Origin of the sequence: Photobacterium sp. Alg240-V54, from assembly GCF_900537155.1 — a bacterium.
Classification (GTDB): domain Bacteria; phylum Pseudomonadota; class Gammaproteobacteria; order Enterobacterales; family Vibrionaceae; genus Photobacterium.
In genome coordinates this window covers 46,038-64,699 of record NZ_UNRL01000011.1, presented here as the reverse complement: position 1 = coordinate 64,699, position 18,662 = coordinate 46,038, and the positions used below count along the sequence as shown (strand labels likewise).

Annotated in this window: 16 protein-coding genes; 10 read left to right on the top strand and 6 right to left on the bottom strand. The window is 42.8% G+C overall.

The annotated features are described in order from the left end of the window. The first annotated feature begins 62 nt into the window (after positions 1 to 62). Genes lysA through yigB form a run of 4 tightly spaced genes read left to right on the top strand, consistent with a single transcriptional unit; the run spans position 63 to position 3,904 of the window. Entirely contained in the window at positions 63 to 1,313 is a 1,251-nt protein-coding gene (lysA, locus tag G6R09_RS18030; protein WP_065167799.1) for a diaminopimelate decarboxylase, read from the top strand. A gap of 39 nt (positions 1,314 to 1,352) precedes the next feature. After that, a complete protein-coding gene (gene dapF, locus G6R09_RS18025; RefSeq protein ID WP_060998623.1) occupies positions 1,353 to 2,183 on the top strand; it encodes a diaminopimelate epimerase in 831 nt (276 codons plus the stop codon). 51 nt (positions 2,184 to 2,234) lie between these two features. Continuing rightward, entirely contained in the window at positions 2,235 to 3,143 is a 909-nt protein-coding gene (gene xerC / locus G6R09_RS18020) for a tyrosine recombinase XerC (RefSeq protein WP_065167798.1), read from the top strand. Between the two features lie 32 nt (positions 3,144 to 3,175). Further along, positions 3,176 to 3,904, top strand: a complete 729-nt coding sequence (gene yigB, locus G6R09_RS18015; RefSeq protein WP_163923919.1) for a 5-amino-6-(5-phospho-D-ribitylamino)uracil phosphatase YigB — start codon at positions 3,176 to 3,178, stop codon at positions 3,902 to 3,904. Positions 3,905 to 3,924: 20 nt separating this feature from the next. Here yigB and G6R09_RS18010 read toward each other — a convergent pair whose 3' ends face one another. The 4 genes from G6R09_RS18010 to G6R09_RS17995 are packed head-to-tail and all read right to left on the bottom strand — an operon-like array spanning position 3,925 to position 6,285. Further along, the gene (locus G6R09_RS18010; RefSeq protein WP_065167797.1) at positions 3,925 to 4,383 is read right to left on the bottom strand and encodes a DoxX family protein; all 459 of its coding nucleotides are present in this window, start codon (positions 4,381 to 4,383) and stop codon (positions 3,925 to 3,927) included. Further along, positions 4,376 to 5,179, bottom strand: a complete 804-nt coding sequence (locus G6R09_RS18005) for a DNA-binding domain-containing protein (protein ID WP_163923880.1) — start codon at positions 5,177 to 5,179, stop codon at positions 4,376 to 4,378. The genes G6R09_RS18010 and G6R09_RS18005 overlap by 8 nt, the downstream gene beginning before the upstream one ends. Continuing rightward, entirely contained in the window at positions 5,154 to 6,017 is an 864-nt protein-coding gene (locus G6R09_RS18000) for a DUF692 domain-containing protein (RefSeq protein ID WP_373423723.1), read from the bottom strand. The genes G6R09_RS18005 and G6R09_RS18000 overlap by 26 nt, the downstream gene beginning before the upstream one ends. A gap of 4 nt (positions 6,018 to 6,021) precedes the next feature. After that, positions 6,022 to 6,285, bottom strand: coding sequence for a DUF2282 domain-containing protein (locus tag G6R09_RS17995; protein ID WP_065167795.1), 264 nt, complete (start codon positions 6,283 to 6,285; stop codon positions 6,022 to 6,024). Between the two features lie 242 nt (positions 6,286 to 6,527). Between G6R09_RS17995 and uvrD the strand changes: the two genes are divergently transcribed. Next, positions 6,528 to 8,699, top strand: coding sequence for a DNA helicase II (gene uvrD / locus G6R09_RS17990; RefSeq protein ID WP_163923874.1), 2,172 nt, complete (start codon positions 6,528 to 6,530; stop codon positions 8,697 to 8,699). 68 nt (positions 8,700 to 8,767) lie between these two features. On the opposite strand, the gene ggt is transcribed toward uvrD, so the two are convergent. Then, on the bottom strand, positions 8,768 to 10,534 hold the full coding sequence (ggt, locus tag G6R09_RS17985; RefSeq protein ID WP_163923872.1) for a gamma-glutamyltransferase: 1,767 nt from the start codon (positions 10,532 to 10,534) through the stop codon (positions 8,768 to 8,770). A gap of 577 nt (positions 10,535 to 11,111) precedes the next feature. On the opposite strand from ggt, the gene recQ reads away from it, so the two are divergent. The 4 genes from recQ to G6R09_RS17965 all read left to right on the top strand — a co-directional run bounded on the left by recQ (position 11,112) and on the right by G6R09_RS17965 (position 14,612). Beyond that, entirely contained in the window at positions 11,112 to 12,956 is a 1,845-nt protein-coding gene (gene recQ / locus G6R09_RS17980; RefSeq protein WP_163923870.1) for an ATP-dependent DNA helicase RecQ, read from the top strand. Positions 12,957 to 12,968: 12 nt separating this feature from the next. Then, on the top strand, positions 12,969 to 13,268 hold the full coding sequence (locus tag G6R09_RS17975) for a DUF3630 family protein (protein ID WP_065167791.1): 300 nt from the start codon (positions 12,969 to 12,971) through the stop codon (positions 13,266 to 13,268). Positions 13,269 to 13,377: 109 nt separating this feature from the next. Then, the gene (locus G6R09_RS17970; RefSeq protein WP_163923868.1) at positions 13,378 to 14,094 is read left to right on the top strand and encodes a 7-cyano-7-deazaguanine/7-aminomethyl-7-deazaguanine transporter; all 717 of its coding nucleotides are present in this window, start codon (positions 13,378 to 13,380) and stop codon (positions 14,092 to 14,094) included. A 74-nt stretch (positions 14,095 to 14,168) separates the two neighbouring features. Beyond that, entirely contained in the window at positions 14,169 to 14,612 is a 444-nt protein-coding gene (locus tag G6R09_RS17965) for a GNAT family N-acetyltransferase (protein ID WP_306440122.1), read from the top strand. A gap of 245 nt (positions 14,613 to 14,857) precedes the next feature. Here the strand turns inward: G6R09_RS17965 and elbB are convergent, their stop codons facing one another. Further along, the gene (elbB, locus tag G6R09_RS17960) at positions 14,858 to 15,508 is read right to left on the bottom strand and encodes an isoprenoid biosynthesis glyoxalase ElbB (RefSeq protein WP_065167789.1); all 651 of its coding nucleotides are present in this window, start codon (positions 15,506 to 15,508) and stop codon (positions 14,858 to 14,860) included. A gap of 376 nt (positions 15,509 to 15,884) precedes the next feature. On the opposite strand from elbB, the gene polA reads away from it, so the two are divergent. After that, complete coding sequence (gene polA, locus G6R09_RS17955) at positions 15,885 to 18,656, top strand: DNA polymerase I (RefSeq protein ID WP_065176612.1); 2,772 nt, start codon at positions 15,885 to 15,887, stop codon at positions 18,654 to 18,656. The last annotated feature ends 6 nt before the right edge of the window (positions 18,657 to 18,662 follow it).

Sequence of the window (18,662 nt, the reverse complement as noted above, 5' to 3'; positions counted from 1 at the left end):
CCGCTGCGATGATGATTAAATAGCAGCTTAATAGTCAACAAGACAGGGAAGGAAAATAAGCATTGGATTATTTTAATTATCAGCAAGACGGACAACTATGGGCAGAAGAGGTGGCGTTAGCTGAATTGGCAGTACAATATGGTACGCCACTTTATGTTTATTCTCGCGCTACGCTTGAGCGCCATTGGCATGCATTTGATCAAGCTGTTGCCACTCAGCCGCATTTGATTTGCTATGCAGTTAAAGCAAACTCTAACCTGGGAGTGCTCAATGTGCTGGCACGATTAGGCTCAGGGTTTGATATTGTGTCGATGGGTGAGCTCGAGCGAGTATTGGCTGCTGGTGGCGATCCTGCCAAGGTGGTTTTTTCTGGTGTCGGTAAAACAGCGCTTGAAATGCAGCGTGCATTAGAGCTTGGGATTAAATGCTTTAATGTTGAATCGGAGCCTGAATTAGAACGCTTAAATCATGTTGCGGGTCAATTAGGTAAAATCGCCCCGATTTCATTGCGCATTAACCCCGATGTTGATGCCAATACCCATCCATATATTTCAACGGGACTGCGAGACAATAAATTTGGTATTGCTCGTGAGCGAGCGTTAGAAGTCTACCAATTAGCCCATCAATTACCTCACCTTAATGTGGTTGGTATGGATTGTCATATTGGCTCCCAGCTAACTGAAGTGCAGCCTTTTATTGATGCAACTGAACGATTATTGGCATTAGTTGATGAGCTAAAATCGGTTGGAATAGAGATCAAACACTTAGATCTCGGTGGTGGGTTAGGGGTGACCTATAACGATGAGCAACCGCCATTACCGGCTGATTATGCGACCGCATTGTTAGCGCGCTTAGCCGCTTACCCGCAATTGGAATTAATTTTTGAGCCCGGCCGTGCTATTGCTGCCAATGCCGGAGTATTGCTGACCAAAGTTGAGTTTTTAAAGCATACTGAATATAAAAACTTTGCCATTGTCGATGCGGCGATGAATGATCTCATTCGACCGACCTTGTATTCCGCATGGCAAGATATTGTGCCACTGATTCCCCGTCATGGTGAAACTCAGTGTTATGATCTGGTTGGGCCGATTTGTGAAACCGGTGATTTTATCGGTAAAGATCGTCATTTATGTTTAGCGCCCGATGACGTGCTTGCTGTTAGATCAGCAGGCGCTTATGGTTTCGTAATGGCGTCTAACTATAATTCTCGTCCTCGCGTTGCTGAAGTGATGGTTGATGGTCCACAAGTGCATTTGGTTCGTGCTCGCGAAACGCTAGAGCAACTTTGGCAACATGAATATCTTATTAAATGATTGTCGTCGCAACTGAAGCTTTAATAATTAAGGAACATCATGCAGATTAACTTTTCCAAAATGCATGGGCTGGGCAATGACTTTGTTGTTGTAGATTGTGTAACACAAAATGTTTTTTTTTCACCAGATGCGATTCGTCGTTTAGCGGATCGCCACCGTGGGATTGGTTTTGATCAGCTATTAGTGGTCGAACCGCCTTATGATCCTGAAACGGATTTTCATTACCGTATTTTTAATGCAGACGGTAGTGAAGTTGAGCAATGTGGTAATGGCGCCCGTTGTTTTGCTCGGTTTGTGTCAATGAAAGGGCTAACCAATAAATACCATATTTCCGTGAGTACGAAAGCGGGCAAAATGGTGTTAAAGCTTGAAAGCGATGGTCAAGTAACAGTGAACATGGGGGCGCCGAACTTTGAACCCAATAAAATTCCGATGCGCGCCAAGCAGGCAGAGAAAACCTATTTACTGCGGGTTGGTGAGCAAACGCTATTTTGTGGTGCAGTGAGTATGGGTAATCCACATTGCGTTACGATTGTTGATGACGTTGATACTGCGGCAGTTGAAAAACTAGGGCCGTTGTTGGAATCACATGAGCGTTTTCCTGAGCGTGTTAATGCAGGTTTTATGCAAGTTATTGACCGTGGTACGGTGAAATTGCGAGTGTATGAACGCGGTGCTGGTGAAACTCAAGCTTGTGGCAGTGGTGCTTGTGCGGCAGTTGCGGTTGGTCGTAGCCAAGGCTTATTGGATGAGAATGTCAAAGTGAGTTTACCTGGTGGCGATTTATATATTCGCTGGGCTGGAGAAGGCAAACCATTGTTTATGACCGGCCCTGTGGCGCATGTTTTTGATGGTCAATTTATTCAATAGTGAAAGCTAACTGTTGTCATAAATATTAATGACACCAATATTGAGGTTTATGTGAGTACGCTTCCTCGAAGTTTTGAACAACCCCTTGAGCGTTTTTATGAATATTTGCGTAGCGAGCGTGAGCTTAGTTTGCACACTCAGCAAAATTATAAACGTCAATTAACCTGCATTGCAGAGCAATTACTAGAGCTTGGGGTTGAAAATTGGCAGCAAGTTGATGCGGGCTGGGTGCGCCAAATTGCCAGTAAAGGGATGCGTAATGGTCTAAAAGCCAGCAGCTTAGCGATGCGACTATCTGCACTGCGAAGCTTTTTTGATTATTTGGTGCATCAGCAAGTATTACCTGCTAACCCTGCCAAAGGGGTCGCTGCTCCTCGTAAAGCACGGCCATTACCGAAAAATTTAGACGTTGATGAAATGAATCAACTGCTAGAAGTGAATGATGATGATCCGTTGGCGATCCGTGATCGGGCAATGATGGAGTTAATGTACGGTGCGGGGTTACGTTTATCGGAATTGGTTAACTTAAATGTACGTGATATTAGCTTAAGCAAAGGTGATCTACGAGTTATTGGTAAAGGTGATAAAGAGCGAGTCGTCCCCTTTGCTGGTTTAGCGCGAGAGTGGGTTGCTAATTGGCTTAAAGTACGGGCTAATATTGCTCATGCTGATGAAAATGGCTTGTTTGTATCTAAGCTTGGTCAGCGTATTTCAAACCGTAATGTTCAAAAAAGAATGGCAGAATGGGGGCAAAAGCAGGCAGTATCAAGCCATATTAATCCACATAAATTACGCCATAGTTTTGCCACTCATATGTTGGAATCCAGTGGTGATCTACGTGCGGTACAAGAATTATTGGGTCATGCCAATTTAACCACTACTCAAATTTATACCCATCTTGATTTTCAACATCTAGCCAAAGTGTATGATGCCGCTCATCCGCGAGCCAAGCGCCGTTAGTATTGGTTGGATTATTAATGACAGGAACAACCATGCAATTTTATCGTCACTTAGGCTCGATTAATGCACTGACATTTGATCTTGATGACACCCTTTATGATAACCATCCGGTGATTGTTCGGGCTGAACAAGCGATGTTTGATTGGTTAGCTCAGCTATTACCGTCATCAACCATGATTAACCGTGATGATTGGCAGCATCTTAAGCAGCAACTGGCTGTGATTGATCCTAGTTTGACGCATGATGTTAGCCAATGGCGTTATGAAACGTTAAAAATTGGTTTAATGCAATTGGGCTGGCGTTTACAAGCCGCTGAATTAGCCGCTCGGCAAGGGTTGGAGTTGGTGTTGGTTGAGCGTAATAAGGTCGATGTATCTGCTGAAACCCATCGTGTGTTGGCGTTATTGAGTGCGCAGCTACCGTTAGTGGCGATCACTAATGGTAATGTTGATCCGCAGCAAATCGGCTTGGCAAAATATTTCAGCGCCATCTATCAAGCAGGGCGTGATGGGTTAGCAAAACCAGCTGCAGATCTGTTTGAGCACGCTATAAATCATTTAGGGTTACCGCCACAACAGGTTTTACATGTAGGTGATCACTTGCAAACTGACGTTTTTGGCGCCAAGAAACATGGCTTGCAAGCGTGTTGGTATAATGATCAGCGCCGCACATTAACTACTGCTAATGTTAATTGTTTGCCTGATGTCGAAATTAGTCATTTAGCAGAATTACTGCCGTTAATTGGTATTCCTGCACGCTAAGTTAACGGGGAATAACACCATTATTTGAGAGGATAATGACGAGCTTGGCCTTGATAGAGCCAATGATCGAGTGATAATTTCCCCGCGCCCCAAAAGAGTGTAACCAGTAACATCATTCCCCATAATTGGTGATCATAAAACCCTTGCGGCCATAACGCGGGGTATGACACTACTGCAATAATATTAAAACCAAATAATAACGCGGCCATTGGTCGTGAAAATAATCCGAGCACTAAAAAAATCGGCACGATCAATTCAATCGCAGTGCCACTATAAGCTGCCCATAGCCAAGGTAAAACCGGCACCTGATATTCGTATTCAAATAAATACAGGGTGCTATCCCAACTGCTGTATTTGATCAGTCCTGATTTAAAAAAGGCAATCGCTACCCACACACGACTAAACAGTAATAATAACGGTTGTAATGGCTGGGTGAGTTGTTGAAAAAAAGGGTCAATAGTACGTATAAAATTAATCATCGTTGTTCACCTCACCAATATCGTCAATTAAATGGTGGTGTAATAGCTGTGGCAGCAGGGTTAATTGTGATTCGGTGAGTGCAGCGATAGGACGCTGTTGCTGGCAATCGCTCACCAACGCTATTAACTCTGTAGTAACGGTTTGTTGCCACAGCTGCCATTGGAAATGTTGTACCAATACTGCCTGCGGTTGATGAATATCCAACGTAGCTAATTGTTGCTGTTGATGACTGCCATCAGTGTGATTAACGATCTCCCACAGTGTGCCGACTGCATATTGACTACTAAAAAGATGAGTGGATATCGGTATATGGAAATAATATCGCTGCAGATCAAGCGAATGTTGTGGATGTTCCAATTGGTGTAATTTCTCTAATGGTAGCGCGCCACTATGAGAGGGTGATCGTGATACCACATCACGCAACCATTCTAGTCGCGCAAGATCGACCAAATATGGCAAGCTTGAAACTAATGTTGGTTGAGCCGCAATGGTGTCGCTAAAGTGGTTACCATATAGAGTGACATCCCCTTGTGGTAGCGGATGATTAAGAATATGTTGCCGCGCTAATTGCGCAAAACACGCCTCACCAATCATGGCTTTCACGGTTGAATAAACGCTCTCTAATACCTCGGTTAAACCAACGATAAAATTATTGCAGTATAGTTGCAGCCGTTGCTGAGCGCTAAAATGATCGCTGATCACCATCGTTGTTGCAGTGTGAGGTTGATAATGTAACGCCGCTACAAATTGGTGTTGTAACTGGTGCAGATTAGGCGCTGTTAATGATGTTGGCATGGGCGCGCTCCTTATCGACAATGGCTTGAGCCTTATTTGCTTCGGCAACTAATATCGCGAGGGTGGGAATATCAGTATCCCACTCAATTAAAGTGGCAATATGGCTGCCATGACAGCGAATCCATTGTTGATATAGTTGCCACACGGCATCACTCACGGGCTGGCTATGAGTATCAATCCAGATTTCACCTTGAGGCAGATGTTTACGTATAAAGCCAGCAAGGTGTATTTCTTGCACCACGGTTGGGTCGATAGCGGCTAAATAGGTTTGGCAATCAAAGCCATGATTAAAGCTACTGACATAAATGTTATTTAAATCTAATAATAATCCGCAGCCCGTACGTTGCTGGACAGCCATTAAAAATTCCCATTCTGGAATGGTTGAATGTTGAAACTGCAAATAGCTCGATGGGTTTTCAATCAGCATTTGACGGTTTAATGTGTGCTGAACTTGATCGACTTTATCGCAAAAATTATCCAGTGCCTCTTCGGTATACGGTAACGGTAAGAGATCATTAAAGAATTGACCATCAACAGAGCTCCAACTGAGGTGATCGGATACTAAAAAGGGGTCAACTTCGCTGATTAATTGCTTGAGTTGTTGTAAATGAGCCACATTAAGGGGATCGGCTGAACCCAATGACAGCCCAATGCCATGACAACTAAGCGGATAGTCGGGCAAGAGCTGGCGTAATTGGTGGCGTGCTAATGAATCAGGATTGAAATAGTTTTCACTGTGAATTTCTAACCAACCAAGGGCGGGTCGTTGAGTAATTATGTCTTCGATGTGAGGTGAGCGTAAGCCCACCCCAATCGGCTTTTGGGATGAAAAGCCCACCAAATTAAGCCTCCTTAGTTGAACCGCCATGAAGGCGATCGCACAATCCTTTAGGGACGACTACAAAGGCATCTTTTTGTGCATCTTCTTTTGCTGAACCTGCGCAAGAACTGGTTTTGGTGGCGCAATCATTTTTACCCGCTTTACTGACGCCATAGCATTTTTCTTTTCCCATATCTGCAGCGACAGCGGATGTCGAAGCAAGAGTTCCTGCAAGTGCAATTAATCCTGTCATTGCTGATGCTAAGGCGATATTAGTCTTTTTCATGATAATTCCTTGATGATTGAGTGTTGGTTTGCAGTTGTAACTATTTTTTATGGCGTTAATACGCTCTCGGAATATACAGACAGGGCTAGAGCATAATTAATTTCACCAAATTGTTAATTATTTTAATGGCTATGTTTATTTTATGTTTCTGAAGTCTGCGAAAATCACCCTAAAGATATCGAAGCAATCTTTATTGGGGCTGGTATAATCATCACCATTGTATAAATAACCAGTAGATAGCGATGGACGTTTCACTTCTATTAGATGGCCTCAATGACAAACAACGCGAGGCGGTGGCTGCGCCGTTGGGTAATCACCTAGTATTGGCGGGAGCAGGCAGCGGCAAAACCCGTGTGCTAGTGCATCGTATTGCTTGGTTGTTAGCGGTTGAACAAGCTTCGCCATATTCAATAATGTCGGTGACATTTACCAATAAAGCCGCTGCTGAAATGCGGGGGCGGATTAATGAATTAATGCATGGCTCCAGTTCAGGCATGTGGAATGGCACTTTCCATGGTCTCTGTCATCGCATGTTACGTGCCCATTATTTGGATGCGCGCTTACCTGAAGATTTTAATATTTTAGATTCTGATGATCAGATGCGATTGTTACGCCGGCTGATTAAAGCGCAGAATTTAGATGAAAAGCATTGGCCTGCACGTCAAGGTGCTTGGTATATCAATGCCAAGAAAGATGAAGGTTTACGCCCACAGCACGTTGAAACCTATAATGATCCGGTTGAACAAACTTGGTTGCGAATTTACACCGCTTACCAAGAAGCGTGTGATCGTGCTGGCATGGTCGACTTTGCTGAATTATTACTGCGTTCGTTTGAATTATTGCGTGATAACAAGCATATTCGTGAGCATTACCAAGCGCGCTTTAAACATATTTTGGTGGATGAGTTTCAAGACACCAACAATATTCAATTTGCATGGCTACGATTAATGGCAGGCGCTGATTGTCATGTGATGATTGTCGGTGATGATGACCAATCTATTTACGGTTGGCGTGGCGCACAAGTTGAAAATATTCAACGTTTTCTTAATGATTTCAGCAATGCTTCGTCAATATTTTTGGAACAAAATTACCGTTCAACAGGTAATATTCTAAATGCTGCCAATGAGCTTATTGCCAACAATACTGAACGTATGGGTAAGAAGTTATGGACTGAAGACGGTGATGGCGAGCCAATTTCGTTATATTCAGCCTTTAATGAACTTGATGAAGCACGATTTGCCGTTGGTAAAATTAAAGAATGGCGTGAGCAAGGCGGAAGCCTAAGTGATACTGCTTTCTTATACCGCAGTAATGCTCAATCGCGAGTATTAGAAGAAGCGTTAATTCAAGCAGGAATGCCATATCGTATTTATGGCGGCATGCGTTTCTTTGAGCGCCAAGAAATTAAAGATGCACTGTCTTATTTGCGTTTGATCAGTAACCGTAACGACGATGCTTCTTTTGAGCGGGTAGTGAATACACCGACCCGTGGTCTAGGGGATCGTACCCTTGAAACCATTCGTCTTACCGCTCGTGATCGTGGTTTAACCATGTGGCAATCGAGCTTAGCATTACTTGATGAAAAAGTGCTGGCTGGACGGGCTGCTAACGCACTACAGCGCTTTATAGAATTGATTAATGCGCTTGAAGATGACACTGCTGAATTGCCGATGTATCAACAAACCGATGATGTGATTCGTCATTCCGGTTTACGCGCTATGTATGAGCAAGAAAAAGGTGAAAAAGCCCAAGCACGGATCGAGAACTTAGAAGAATTAGTCACCGCAACGCGTCAGTTTGAAATTCCTGAAGAAGCAGCGGAAATGAGCCCGTTATCTGCTTTCTTAGCTCACGCAGCGTTAGAAGCAGGTGATGGTCAGGCTGATGCCTTTGAAGATGCGGTGCAGTTGATGACCATGCACAGTGCCAAAGGTCTAGAGTTTCCAATCGTATTTATGGTCGGTGTTGAAGAAGGGATGTTCCCAAGCTCACGCACCATTGAAGAAGCGGATCGGTTAGAAGAAGAGCGTCGCTTGTGCTATGTCGGTATGACACGCGCAATGAAGAAGCTGTATATCACTTATGCCGAAATGCGCCGTTTATACGGCAAAGATAATTTTCATAAGCCATCGCGTTTTATTCGTGAAATTCCGGAACAATATGTTGAGGAAGTACGAATGAAGGCGCAGGTTTCACGACCGGTGAGCAGTGGCCGTTTTAGTCAAACTCAAGTCAATAATAACTTTAATGAAACCGGGTTTAGTCTGGGGCAGCGAGTACAGCACCCTAAATTTGGTGAAGGGACGATCATTAACTTTGAAGGTAGTGGTGCTCAAAGTCGAGTCCAAGTGGCTTTTAATGGTGAAGGTATTAAGTGGCTAGTAACCCAATACGCTAAGTTAACTGCGCTATAACGGCAGTTACAACAATAAGCCCGTGAGTGATTAATTGTATGGTTAATCACCCATGGGCTTTTTTGTGCTTATTGGGCGATGACGTTGCCTTCACGGCGAGGATCGGCAGCCCCGATCAACTGCTTGGGGGCAATACTGATCGCTTGAATGCCGGAGTTAAGATCTTTGACAACGGTTTTATAGCCTAATTGTTCAAACTTAGATGCCCATGCGGTGGCCGTGGTGTGCTGTTCTAATTCAAAGCTACCAAAGCGGTTATTGATATTGGGCAAATTAATCGCTTGCTGTAAGTCCATTCCCCAATCAATGTAAGCCACTAATGTTTTAGCAATATAACCAATGATTTGGCTACCACCTGGAGAGCCAATTGCTAATACTGGTTGATTATTATGCATCACAATTGTCGGTGTCATTGATGATCGAGGGCGCTTACCGGGCTCAATACGATTAGCGATTGGTCGGCCATCAATGTGGCTTCGAAATGAAAAATCGGTTAATTCATTATTAAGTAGGAAACCGCCGACCATTAATCGCGAACCAAAACTGTTTTCAATAGTAGAGGTCATCGAGACCACATTACCTTGAGTATCAACAATCGAAAAATGGGTGGTTGAGGGTAACTCGATCGCTTCATTGGTGGCTTGTTGCTGACTCGCATGTTCCCAAGGTGGTAATCCCGGCTCGACCGTGGTTAATTTTTTATTGGAGGCTAATAATTGCGCCCGTTGTTGAATGTAATTGGGATCGAGCAAGCCCTTAGTTGGCATCGGCACATAGTCGCTGTCAGCCATATAACGCCCACGATCGGCAAATGCTAATCGTGATGCATCACCAATTAAGCGCCAGCTGTTGACATCGTTGGCGCCCATTTTCGCTAACGGATAATGGTTAAGCATCGCCATTATTTGGCCAAGAGTTAACGCGCCAGAACTTGGAGGCCCCATGCCGCAAATTTGATATTGACGATAAGGTGCACATACTGGCGCCCGCTGTTTAACCTTATAACTGGCTAAATCAATGCTACTCAGTACCCCTGGATTACCAACGGCATTTTGTACTGTATTAACAATCTCGCGCGCAATATCCCCTTGATAAAAGGCTTTTTGGCCATAATCAGCAATTTTTCGTAACGTATTGGCATAAGCGTGATTGATTAACCGTTGTCCGGCTTGAATCGGTTGACCTTGGGTATCAAAAAAATAGGCTTTGGTTACAGGCCAGCGTTGCAAATGCGTGGCATCTTTAGCCACTAATGCGGCCAAGCGAGGACTAACAATAAACCCTTGCTGGGCTAATTTGATCGCTGGTTGAAATAACTTTTTCCATTCCAACTGACCATATTGCTGGTGGCTATTCCACAATAATTTAATTGTGCCAGGGGTGCCGACAGATCGTCCGCCAACGACCGCATCATAAAACGCCAGTGGTTGGCCTTTTTTATCTTGAAATAGACGCGGCGTTACTGCAAAAGGCGCAGTTTCACGGCCATCAAAGGTGGTCATTTGGTGGTTATCATTATTCCAATAAACTAAAAAGCCACCGCCGCCAATACCTGATGATTGCGGTTCAACCAAACCTAATACCAGTTGGGTTGCGACCATCGCATCAATGGCATTGCCTCCTTGACGCAACATTGCAGCACCTGCCTCACTGGCATAATGATTGGCTGTGGCTATCATCCATTGTTGGCCGTTCACAGGTTGTGATTGTTGGTTGGCGACACTCGTTTCTGGTGTGATGCTATCGCTAATTTGTTGTGCAGTTGCAGTAAAAATAGGGGCTACACAACTACAAACAGTCAGTAAACGTAATAGTAATGGCGAGATTTTTAGCATAACAGATCCTTGTAATCAGCAACGCAACAGTGGGGGAGGCTATATAGCTTGTTAATGTGATTAATGATGGCAGAAAAAACACTGTATATCTCATTATTTTTAAATATTATTGGTCGAAATATTAATTAAAGATGTGATATTTAATCAAGTTGATGCTTTTCATGGTTGCTAGTGAATAAATTCCCCTGATAAGTCTTATTTTTAGTGGTAAAAAAAACATTTTAAATGAGAAGGTGCTGAATAAGTAACCATTAATGTTAAAGCAGGTTTTTTTTATATTGTCTTATTAATTAATTGGTTATTTGTCTTTTTTTAACAAATTATAACTTCATTAATCAAATGTGATCGCTAATATTTAATAAATAGCACCATAGTTAAGGATTGATGCTGAAATAGCTATTGATAGTGATTATTTTAAGCGCGATATGAGTTGATGAGCCGAGTAAGTGGGATGACGGCATTATTTACTGGATAAACAAGTAATAGCATCAACTAAGAGGCAGCCATATTAGCCTTACTCGCATCTGACTGTGATTTAGGTATAGAATGGCAGCCCTGTTTAGCGAAGAGTCTTACTATGTCAGCCGTTGCCCCTCAGCCCGTGTCGCCATTATTATTATCCAGCCAAGAAATTTTGCAGGATATATTTGGCTATCAACAATTTAGGCAAGGTCAGCAAGCGGTGATTGAGGCAATCACTACCGGTAATGATTGTTTGGTTATTATGCCGACCGGCGGCGGTAAATCATTGTGCTATCAAATCCCAGCGTTAATGCAGTCGGGATTAACCTTGGTTATTTCACCGCTTATTTCATTGATGAAAGATCAAGTTGATCAGCTTAATGCCAATGGCGTCAGTGCCGGATGCATTCACTCTGCGATGTCGCGAGAAGAAATTCAAACAACGTTTGATGCGATGCAAAAGGGTGAATTACAGCTGGTTTATGCCTCACCTGAACGGGTATTAATGCGTGATTTTCTTGAACGCTTACAGCAACTTGATTTGGCGATGGTCGCTGTCGATGAAGCGCACTGTGTTTCTCAGTGGGGGCATGATTTTCGACCTGAATATGCCGCCCTAGGGGTACTTAAACAGCAATTTTCACCGTTGCCTGTAATGGCTTTAACAGCTACCGCAGATGATGCCACTCGGCATGATATCGTTCGTCGGTTGGGGTTAAATGACCCACACTGTTATTTAGGTAGCTTTGATCGACCTAATATTCGTTACACCTTATGGGAAAAACATCAACCGCAACAGCAATTACAGCAGTATTTAGCGACTGTTCGTGGCCAGTGCGGGATTATTTATTGTAATAGCCGTAAGAAAGTAGAACAGATCAGCGAAAAATTGTGTCACAGCGGTATTCGTGCAGCAGCCTATCATGCAGGCATGGAACATCAACAACGAGTAGCGGTACAAGATGGTTTTCAACGTGATGATATTCATGTGGTTGTTGCCACTGTGGCGTTTGGAATGGGGATCAATAAACCCAATGTACGGTTCGTGGTCCATTTTGATATTCCACGTAACATTGAATCGTATTACCAAGAAACTGGACGTGCTGGGCGTGATGGTTTACCCGCAGAAGCGTTATTGCTTTATGATCCAGCCGATTTAGCTTGGTTACGGCGTTGTGTTGATGAAAAATCCGATGAGGCTCAGCGAGATGTTGAATTACATAAGTTGCATGCCATGGGGGCATTTGCTCAAGCACAAAGTTGTCGTCGGCAAGTGTTATTGCATTACTTTGGTGAAGAGCTGCACCAAGGATGTGGTAATTGCGACGTATGCCTCGATCCTCCACAACAATTTGATGCGGTAGAAGCGGCTCAAAAAGCGTTGTCATGTGTGTATCGCGTTAATCAAAATTTTGGTATTACTTATGTGGTTGATGTGTTGCGGGGAATGCAAAATCAACGCATTCGTGAATATGGCCACGATAAATTAACCACTTACGGTATTGGACGTGAATATAGTCATGAATATTGGGTCAGTATTTTACGCCAATTGATCCATCGTGGGTTTTTAACTCAAAATATTAGTCGTAATTCAGTGTTGCAACTGACCCAGCAAGCACGACCGTTATTGAGAGCCGAAATAGCATTATCTTTGGCGGTGCCGCGGTTAGATAGCGCAGTACGGAGCAGTAAAGTTGATCGAATGGCTAATCGCCAATACGATAAAAAGTTATTTGCTAAATTACGTAAATTACGCAAAGCGATTGCAGATGAAGAAGATCTGCCACCTTATGTGGTATTTAATGATGCTAGCTTAATGGAAATGGCAGAGCGATTACCGAGTTCAAAAGGCGACTTTTTAGCAATAAATGGTGTCGGTCAGCGCAAGTTAGATAAATTTGGGGTGGTATTTTTACAATTGATTGGCGATCACTTAATGGCCATTGATGAGCAGAATTAATGGAAGCGAATAATGGATTATGATTTTAGCTGCACCACAATAAACCTTGAATTAGGTACGTTAGTGGTGACTCCCACAGCGTTTGAATTTGATAATTTTGCTATGATTGCAACCGTATTATTGGCTCGTTTAGATGCCAAAGTCATTGATAAAGAGCCAAGTGCAGACTTACAACAATGGCTAATTGATGTTGATGGTTGTCAGTTGTTACTTAAAGCTGAGCATTACACCGCATCAATGTGGTTGGAGTTGTTAGTACTCAGTGAAAGCGATGAGTTAATTTTTATACAACAGTTATTGTCACGCCACTAGGCAAATTAATGCTGTGCTGTATAATCGCCGCCCTGGTGTTGCAGGTGGTGGTTATCATCTGCAATGAAAATGTTTGGGTTCCCTCCCCCCAATGACAAAAAGGTCTTACATGACTGCTTTATCCAACGCAACAATATCTAATACAACCACAACTGCTTTTATCTCAGCGCAACAACACAAAGCGTTATCGTATTTGGTGGCTTTTCATTTATTAGTGATTGCCTCAAGTAATTATCTGGTTCAATTACCGTTTACTATTTTTGGTTATCACACCACGTGGGGAGCATTTACCTTTCCGTTTATTTTTCTTGCGACTGATTTAACTGTGCGTATTTTTGGTGCAGCGATGGCGCGTAAAATAATTTGGCGAGTAATGGCTCCGGCATTAATTGTGTCTTATGTGCTATCAGTGCTGTTCTTTAAAGGCCAATATCAAGGGTTTGCCCATCTTACTGAATTTAACCTGTTTGTGGCGCGAATTGCGATTGCCAGTTTTATGGCTTACCTGTTAGGGCAAATATTGGATGTGTCGGTATTTAACCGCCTTCGTCAAATGAAGCAATGGTGGATTGCTCCCACAGCGTCAACCATTATCGGTAATGCACTTGATACCCTCGCTTTTTTCAGTATTGCGTTTTACCACAGCCCAGATGCATTTATGGCTCAAAACTGGACTGAGATCGCGCTGGTGGATTACAGTTTTAAATTAATTATTAGTCTTGGTCTGTTTGTGCCTTTATATGGGGTACTACTTAATTATTTAATCAATAAGCTAACGACATTAAAACAGCCACCTGTTGCGGACGTTGCTGGCGTCATTAAATGAGTCGTGATTGTTTTTAGCATCAATAAAAAATCGGCTGCGGCCGATTTTTTTATCTAATCAAAGGAAACTGAATAATGCCTGAAATAGTGGTGCGTATAGGAACGATAGCGGAAGCTGTGACGGTATTTGCTGGTATTAGTGAGCTGGATACAGGTATTGATGCCGAGATGATTCGATTGCGATTAGGGCATCAACCTGCATTGATTTTGGTGGCTGAATATCAGCAACGATTAGTTGGCGTTAAAATAGGTTATGCATTATCTGAGCAGGTGTTTTATAGCTGGCTTGGTGGCGTATTAGTTTGCGGGCGTGGACTAGGCGTTGCGCAAAAATTATTAGAAGCACAACAAGCATGGGTGATAGCACAATCTTCATATACCACCATCAACGTTAAGTCGCGTAACTGTTTTCCTGCCATGGTGCGATTATTGTTTAGAAATGGTTATGTGATTGAGAATATGGAAAAGAAAGGTCAGCTAAGTGATTATCGATTGTGCTTTACCAAAATGATTAAATGAAAATTATTCTCAATTAAATGTTGCAACTTAGTTGAGAATGGTTATTATTAACATGCTTTCAGCGCTAGAGAAAACGCTTTTTCTAGTGGTTGATGGCACGACATTGCTCACATTGCTTCCAGTGTACTTCAGCTTGGTAACGGTGCTTAGTGTAGGGCTAAAAACCAATTACTACTTCTGCTGAGCGGCGCATCACACAGTGCGCCGCTTTTTCTTTTTTAAGCATTTAATATTTCTTATTACGCTTAAGCTAATTTTATTAACTCTCGTACCAGTTTATTGATCCCTGTTGCAGCTTCACTGATATTGGTTGCTAGCATATAAGCTGGTGTTGTTAATAGACGTCGTTTTTGGTCAAGAACAAAATCATCGACAGGGCATAACACATGCTCGCCACCCATGGCGTTAAATGCAGCTGCTGTGTCAGGATCATTGCCGATCGTTGCTTTTGCACCAGGGCCATAGATCTGGGGGATCAAGGTTGGCGCAATACATAAATAGGCCGCAGGTTTATTGGCTTGAGCAAAAGCTTGGCAGGCTTGTTTTACGTCTTCGTTGAGCTGACATGCACTGCCGTGAAGCGCAAAGTCAGATAAATTTTTAGCGACACCAAATCCGCCAGGAACGAGCAGTGCATCATAGTCATTAATATTCAACTGGGTGATGTCAGATATATTGCCACGTGCAATACGCGCCGATTCAACTAAAACATTACGAATCTCATGACTGACTTCGCCATTGGTATGATTAATGACGTGATGTTGATCGATGTTAGGAGCAAAACAGTGCCAGCTTGCCCCTTGTTGTTCTATGGCTAATAAAGCTAATACAGCTTCATGGATCTCGGTTCCATCAAATACGCCTGAACCGCTTAAAATTACCGCAATTTTCTTCATAATGGCATCCTAACTAATCAAATATGCTTATATTGTTGTAATTATGGGCTTGATTAAGATTATCAAACTGATGTTGTCCACAATCAATGATCAATATCGGATCGAGGATCTAAATCAGGTTAACCTATTAAGTATATGAAAATAAATACAATCATGAGTAATTTTTATTTTCACATAAAAAACGATCAACTGGTGTAAATTAAATACTAACAAAGTTATCCACAGAAAATGGATGAATAACGCAAAACAGCAGTTAACAGTTGCGGTTTGGCATGGCATTCTAGTCAATATTGCATTTTTTCTGTGGTGTAGGGGTAAATTTGGTCGATAATAGACCTAACCTGAACTACTTTCGCTTGGATATAAGAATAACCCTATGGCTACGATTCCTGAAAATCCATTGATCCTAATTGATGGATCCTCTTATCTTTATCGCGCTTATCATGCGGCGCCTAATTTCACTAATTCTGATGGTGAACCGACGGGTGCAATTTACGGTGTGGTTAACATGCTTCGCAGTATGCTGCGTCAGTTTTCAACTGATCGTATTGCGGTTATCTTTGATGCTAAAGGTAAAACATTCCGTGATGATATTTACCCTGAGTATAAAGCCAATCGTCCGCCGATGCCGGATGATCTTCGCGGTCAGATTGAGCCATTACATGCAGTGATCAAAGCGATGGGGTTACCGTTGATCGCGATCTCTGGGGTTGAAGCTGATGATGTGATCGGTACCCTAGCAACACAGGCGTCACAACAAGGCATGCCTGTATTAATCAGTACTGGTGATAAAGATATGGCCCAGTTAGTTGATCAAAACGTTACTCTGATCAATACCATGACTGATGTGGTGATGGATCCTGCGGGTGTTGTGGATAAGTTTGGTATTGGTCCCGAGTTGATCATCGATTACTTAGCCCTGATGGGAGATAAGGTTGATAATATTCCAGGCGTACCAGGTGTTGGAGAGAAAACGGCTAAGGCGTTATTAACTGGTGTTGGTGGATTAGATGCGTTGTATGCCAACCTTGATGATATTGCACCATTAGGTTTTCGTGGCTCAAAAACAATGGCGAAAAAGCTGCTTGATAATAAAGAAGCCGCTTATATGTCTTATAAACTGGCAACGATTAAGCTTGATGTTGAATTAGAGCTGGCACCAGAGCAATTATGCAAAGGCGTACCTGATACCGATGCACTAACTGAATTGTTTGGTAAATTACAGTTCCGTCGTTGGCTAACCGAAATGTTGGATGGCAGTGATGGCCGTATTGTGGCTGATGAAAGTGCAGCAACAACATCGGCGGAGCCAACCGTGACAGCCCCAACAATTGATCGTAGTGGTTACGAAACTGTATTAGATGAGACCAGTTTTAATGGTTGGTTAACTCAGTTAAAAAATGCCGATGTGTTTGCGTTTGATACCGAGACCGACGGTCTTGATTACATGACTGCGAATCTAATTGGGGTGTCATTTGCGGTTGAAGAAGGTAAAGCTGCTTATGTGCCAGTCGCTCATGATTATCTTGATGCGCCCGCACAACTTGAGCGTGAGTGGGTGTTAGCGCAATTAAAGCCATTATTAGAAGATAAGAATTTAGCAAAAGTCGGTCAAAATTTAAAATTTGATGCCAGCATTGTTGCGCGATATGGCATTGATATGCAGGGCATTCAATTTGATACCATGCTTGAATCTTATGTGTATAACAGCGTTGTCGGTCGTCATGATATGGACAGCCTAGCACTGCGTTACCTTGAGCATAAAAATATCAGCTTTGAAGATATTGCGGGTAAAGGTAAGAAACAATTGACCTTTAACCAAATTGACCTTGATCAAGCTGGCCCATATGCTGCTGAAGATGCCGATATTACGCTACGTCTGCACAATGCGCTATATCCAAAACTTGAAGCAGATGACAAGCTCAAAAAAGTGTTTGAAACCATAGAAATGCCGTTAGTACCGGTGTTATCACGCATGGAACGTACAGGTGTGTACATTGATAGTACGTTGCTTGGCGCGCAATCAATAGAATTAGCGCAACGATTAGATGAAATCGAAAAACTGGCTTATGAATTAGCGGGTGAAGAGTTTAATTTAAGTTCGCCGAAACAATTACAAGCGATTCTATTTGAAAAAATGGGCTTGCCTGTTATCAAAAAAACCCCTTCAGGTACACCTTCAACCAATGAAGAAGTACTACAAGAATTGGCGTTAGACTATCCACTACCAAAATTACTCTTAGAATACCGTGGCTTAGCAAAGCTTAAGTCGACTTATACCGATAAGTTACCAAAGATGGTTAATGTTGCGACTGGTCGTGTTCATACTTCTTATCATCAATCTGGAACGGTAACTGGACGTTTATCATCAAGCGAGCCAAACCTGCAAAATATTCCGGTTCGTAACCAAGAAGGCCGTCGTATTCGTCAAGCATTTGTGGCTAAACCGGGCTATAAAATTCTGGCTGTCGATTACTCTCAAATTGAATTACGTATTATGGCGCATCTTTCTGGTGACGAAGCGTTATTGAATGCATTTAGAGAAGGCAAAGATATTCACGCTGCAACCGCTGCGGAGATTTTAGGGCTGGCGATTGATGATGTAACGACAGAACAACGCCGACGCGCAAAGGCAATTAACTTTGGTTTAATTTACGGCATGAGTGCGTTTGGATTAGCTAAGCAACTCGATATGGGACGTAATGAAGCGCAAGATTACATGAATGTGTACTTTGAGCGTTACCCGGGTGTTTTAGAATATATGGAAAGCACGCGTAATAATGCGGCAGAGCAGGGATATGTTGAAACACTGTTTGGTCGTCGTTTATATCTTCCTGATATTAAGGCGCGTAATGGCCTACGTCGTAAGGCTGCTGAACGTGCAGCGATTAACGCGCCAATGCAAGGAACGGCCGCAGATATTATTAAATTAGCTATGATTGCTGTTGATGAATGGGTGCAACAACAACCGCAAACAACCGTGAGTTTATTAATGCAAGTACACGATGAATTAGTGTTTGAAGTCGAAACTTCAGCGTTAGACAGTGTGACGGCAAAAGTTCGCCAATTGATGGAGCAAGCGGCAACGTTAGCGGTACCATTAATTGCTGAGGCGGGTAGTGGTGATAATTGGGATCAGGCTCATTAATTTAAA

Excerpts from the sequence above, each read along its gene's own strand:
- G6R09_RS18005 (WP_163923880.1), bottom strand. The coding sequence starts at position 5,179 with ATGCCAACATCATTAACAGCGCCTAATCTGCACCAGTTACAACACCAA.
- recQ (WP_163923870.1), top strand. The coding sequence starts at position 11,112 with ATGTCAGCCGTTGCCCCTCAGCCCGTGTCGCCATTATTATTATCCAGC.
- ggt (WP_163923872.1), bottom strand. The coding sequence starts at position 10,534 with ATGCTAAAAATCTCGCCATTACTATTACGTTTACTGACTGTTTGTAGT.
- G6R09_RS17995 (WP_065167795.1), bottom strand. The coding sequence starts at position 6,285 with ATGAAAAAGACTAATATCGCCTTAGCATCAGCAATGACAGGATTAATT.
- yigB (WP_163923919.1), top strand. The coding sequence starts at position 3,176 with ATGCAATTTTATCGTCACTTAGGCTCGATTAATGCACTGACATTTGAT.
- G6R09_RS18010 (WP_065167797.1), bottom strand. The coding sequence starts at position 4,383 with ATGATTAATTTTATACGTACTATTGACCCTTTTTTTCAACAACTCACC.
- G6R09_RS17975 (WP_065167791.1), top strand. The coding sequence starts at position 12,969 with ATGGATTATGATTTTAGCTGCACCACAATAAACCTTGAATTAGGTACG.
- polA (WP_065176612.1), top strand. The coding sequence starts at position 15,885 with ATGGCTACGATTCCTGAAAATCCATTGATCCTAATTGATGGATCCTCT.
- uvrD (WP_163923874.1), top strand. The coding sequence starts at position 6,528 with ATGGACGTTTCACTTCTATTAGATGGCCTCAATGACAAACAACGCGAG.
- elbB (WP_065167789.1), bottom strand. The coding sequence starts at position 15,508 with ATGAAGAAAATTGCGGTAATTTTAAGCGGTTCAGGCGTATTTGATGGA.
- G6R09_RS17965 (WP_306440122.1), top strand. The coding sequence starts at position 14,169 with ATGCCTGAAATAGTGGTGCGTATAGGAACGATAGCGGAAGCTGTGACG.
- dapF (WP_060998623.1), top strand. The coding sequence starts at position 1,353 with ATGCAGATTAACTTTTCCAAAATGCATGGGCTGGGCAATGACTTTGTT.
- G6R09_RS17970 (WP_163923868.1), top strand. The coding sequence starts at position 13,378 with ATGACTGCTTTATCCAACGCAACAATATCTAATACAACCACAACTGCT.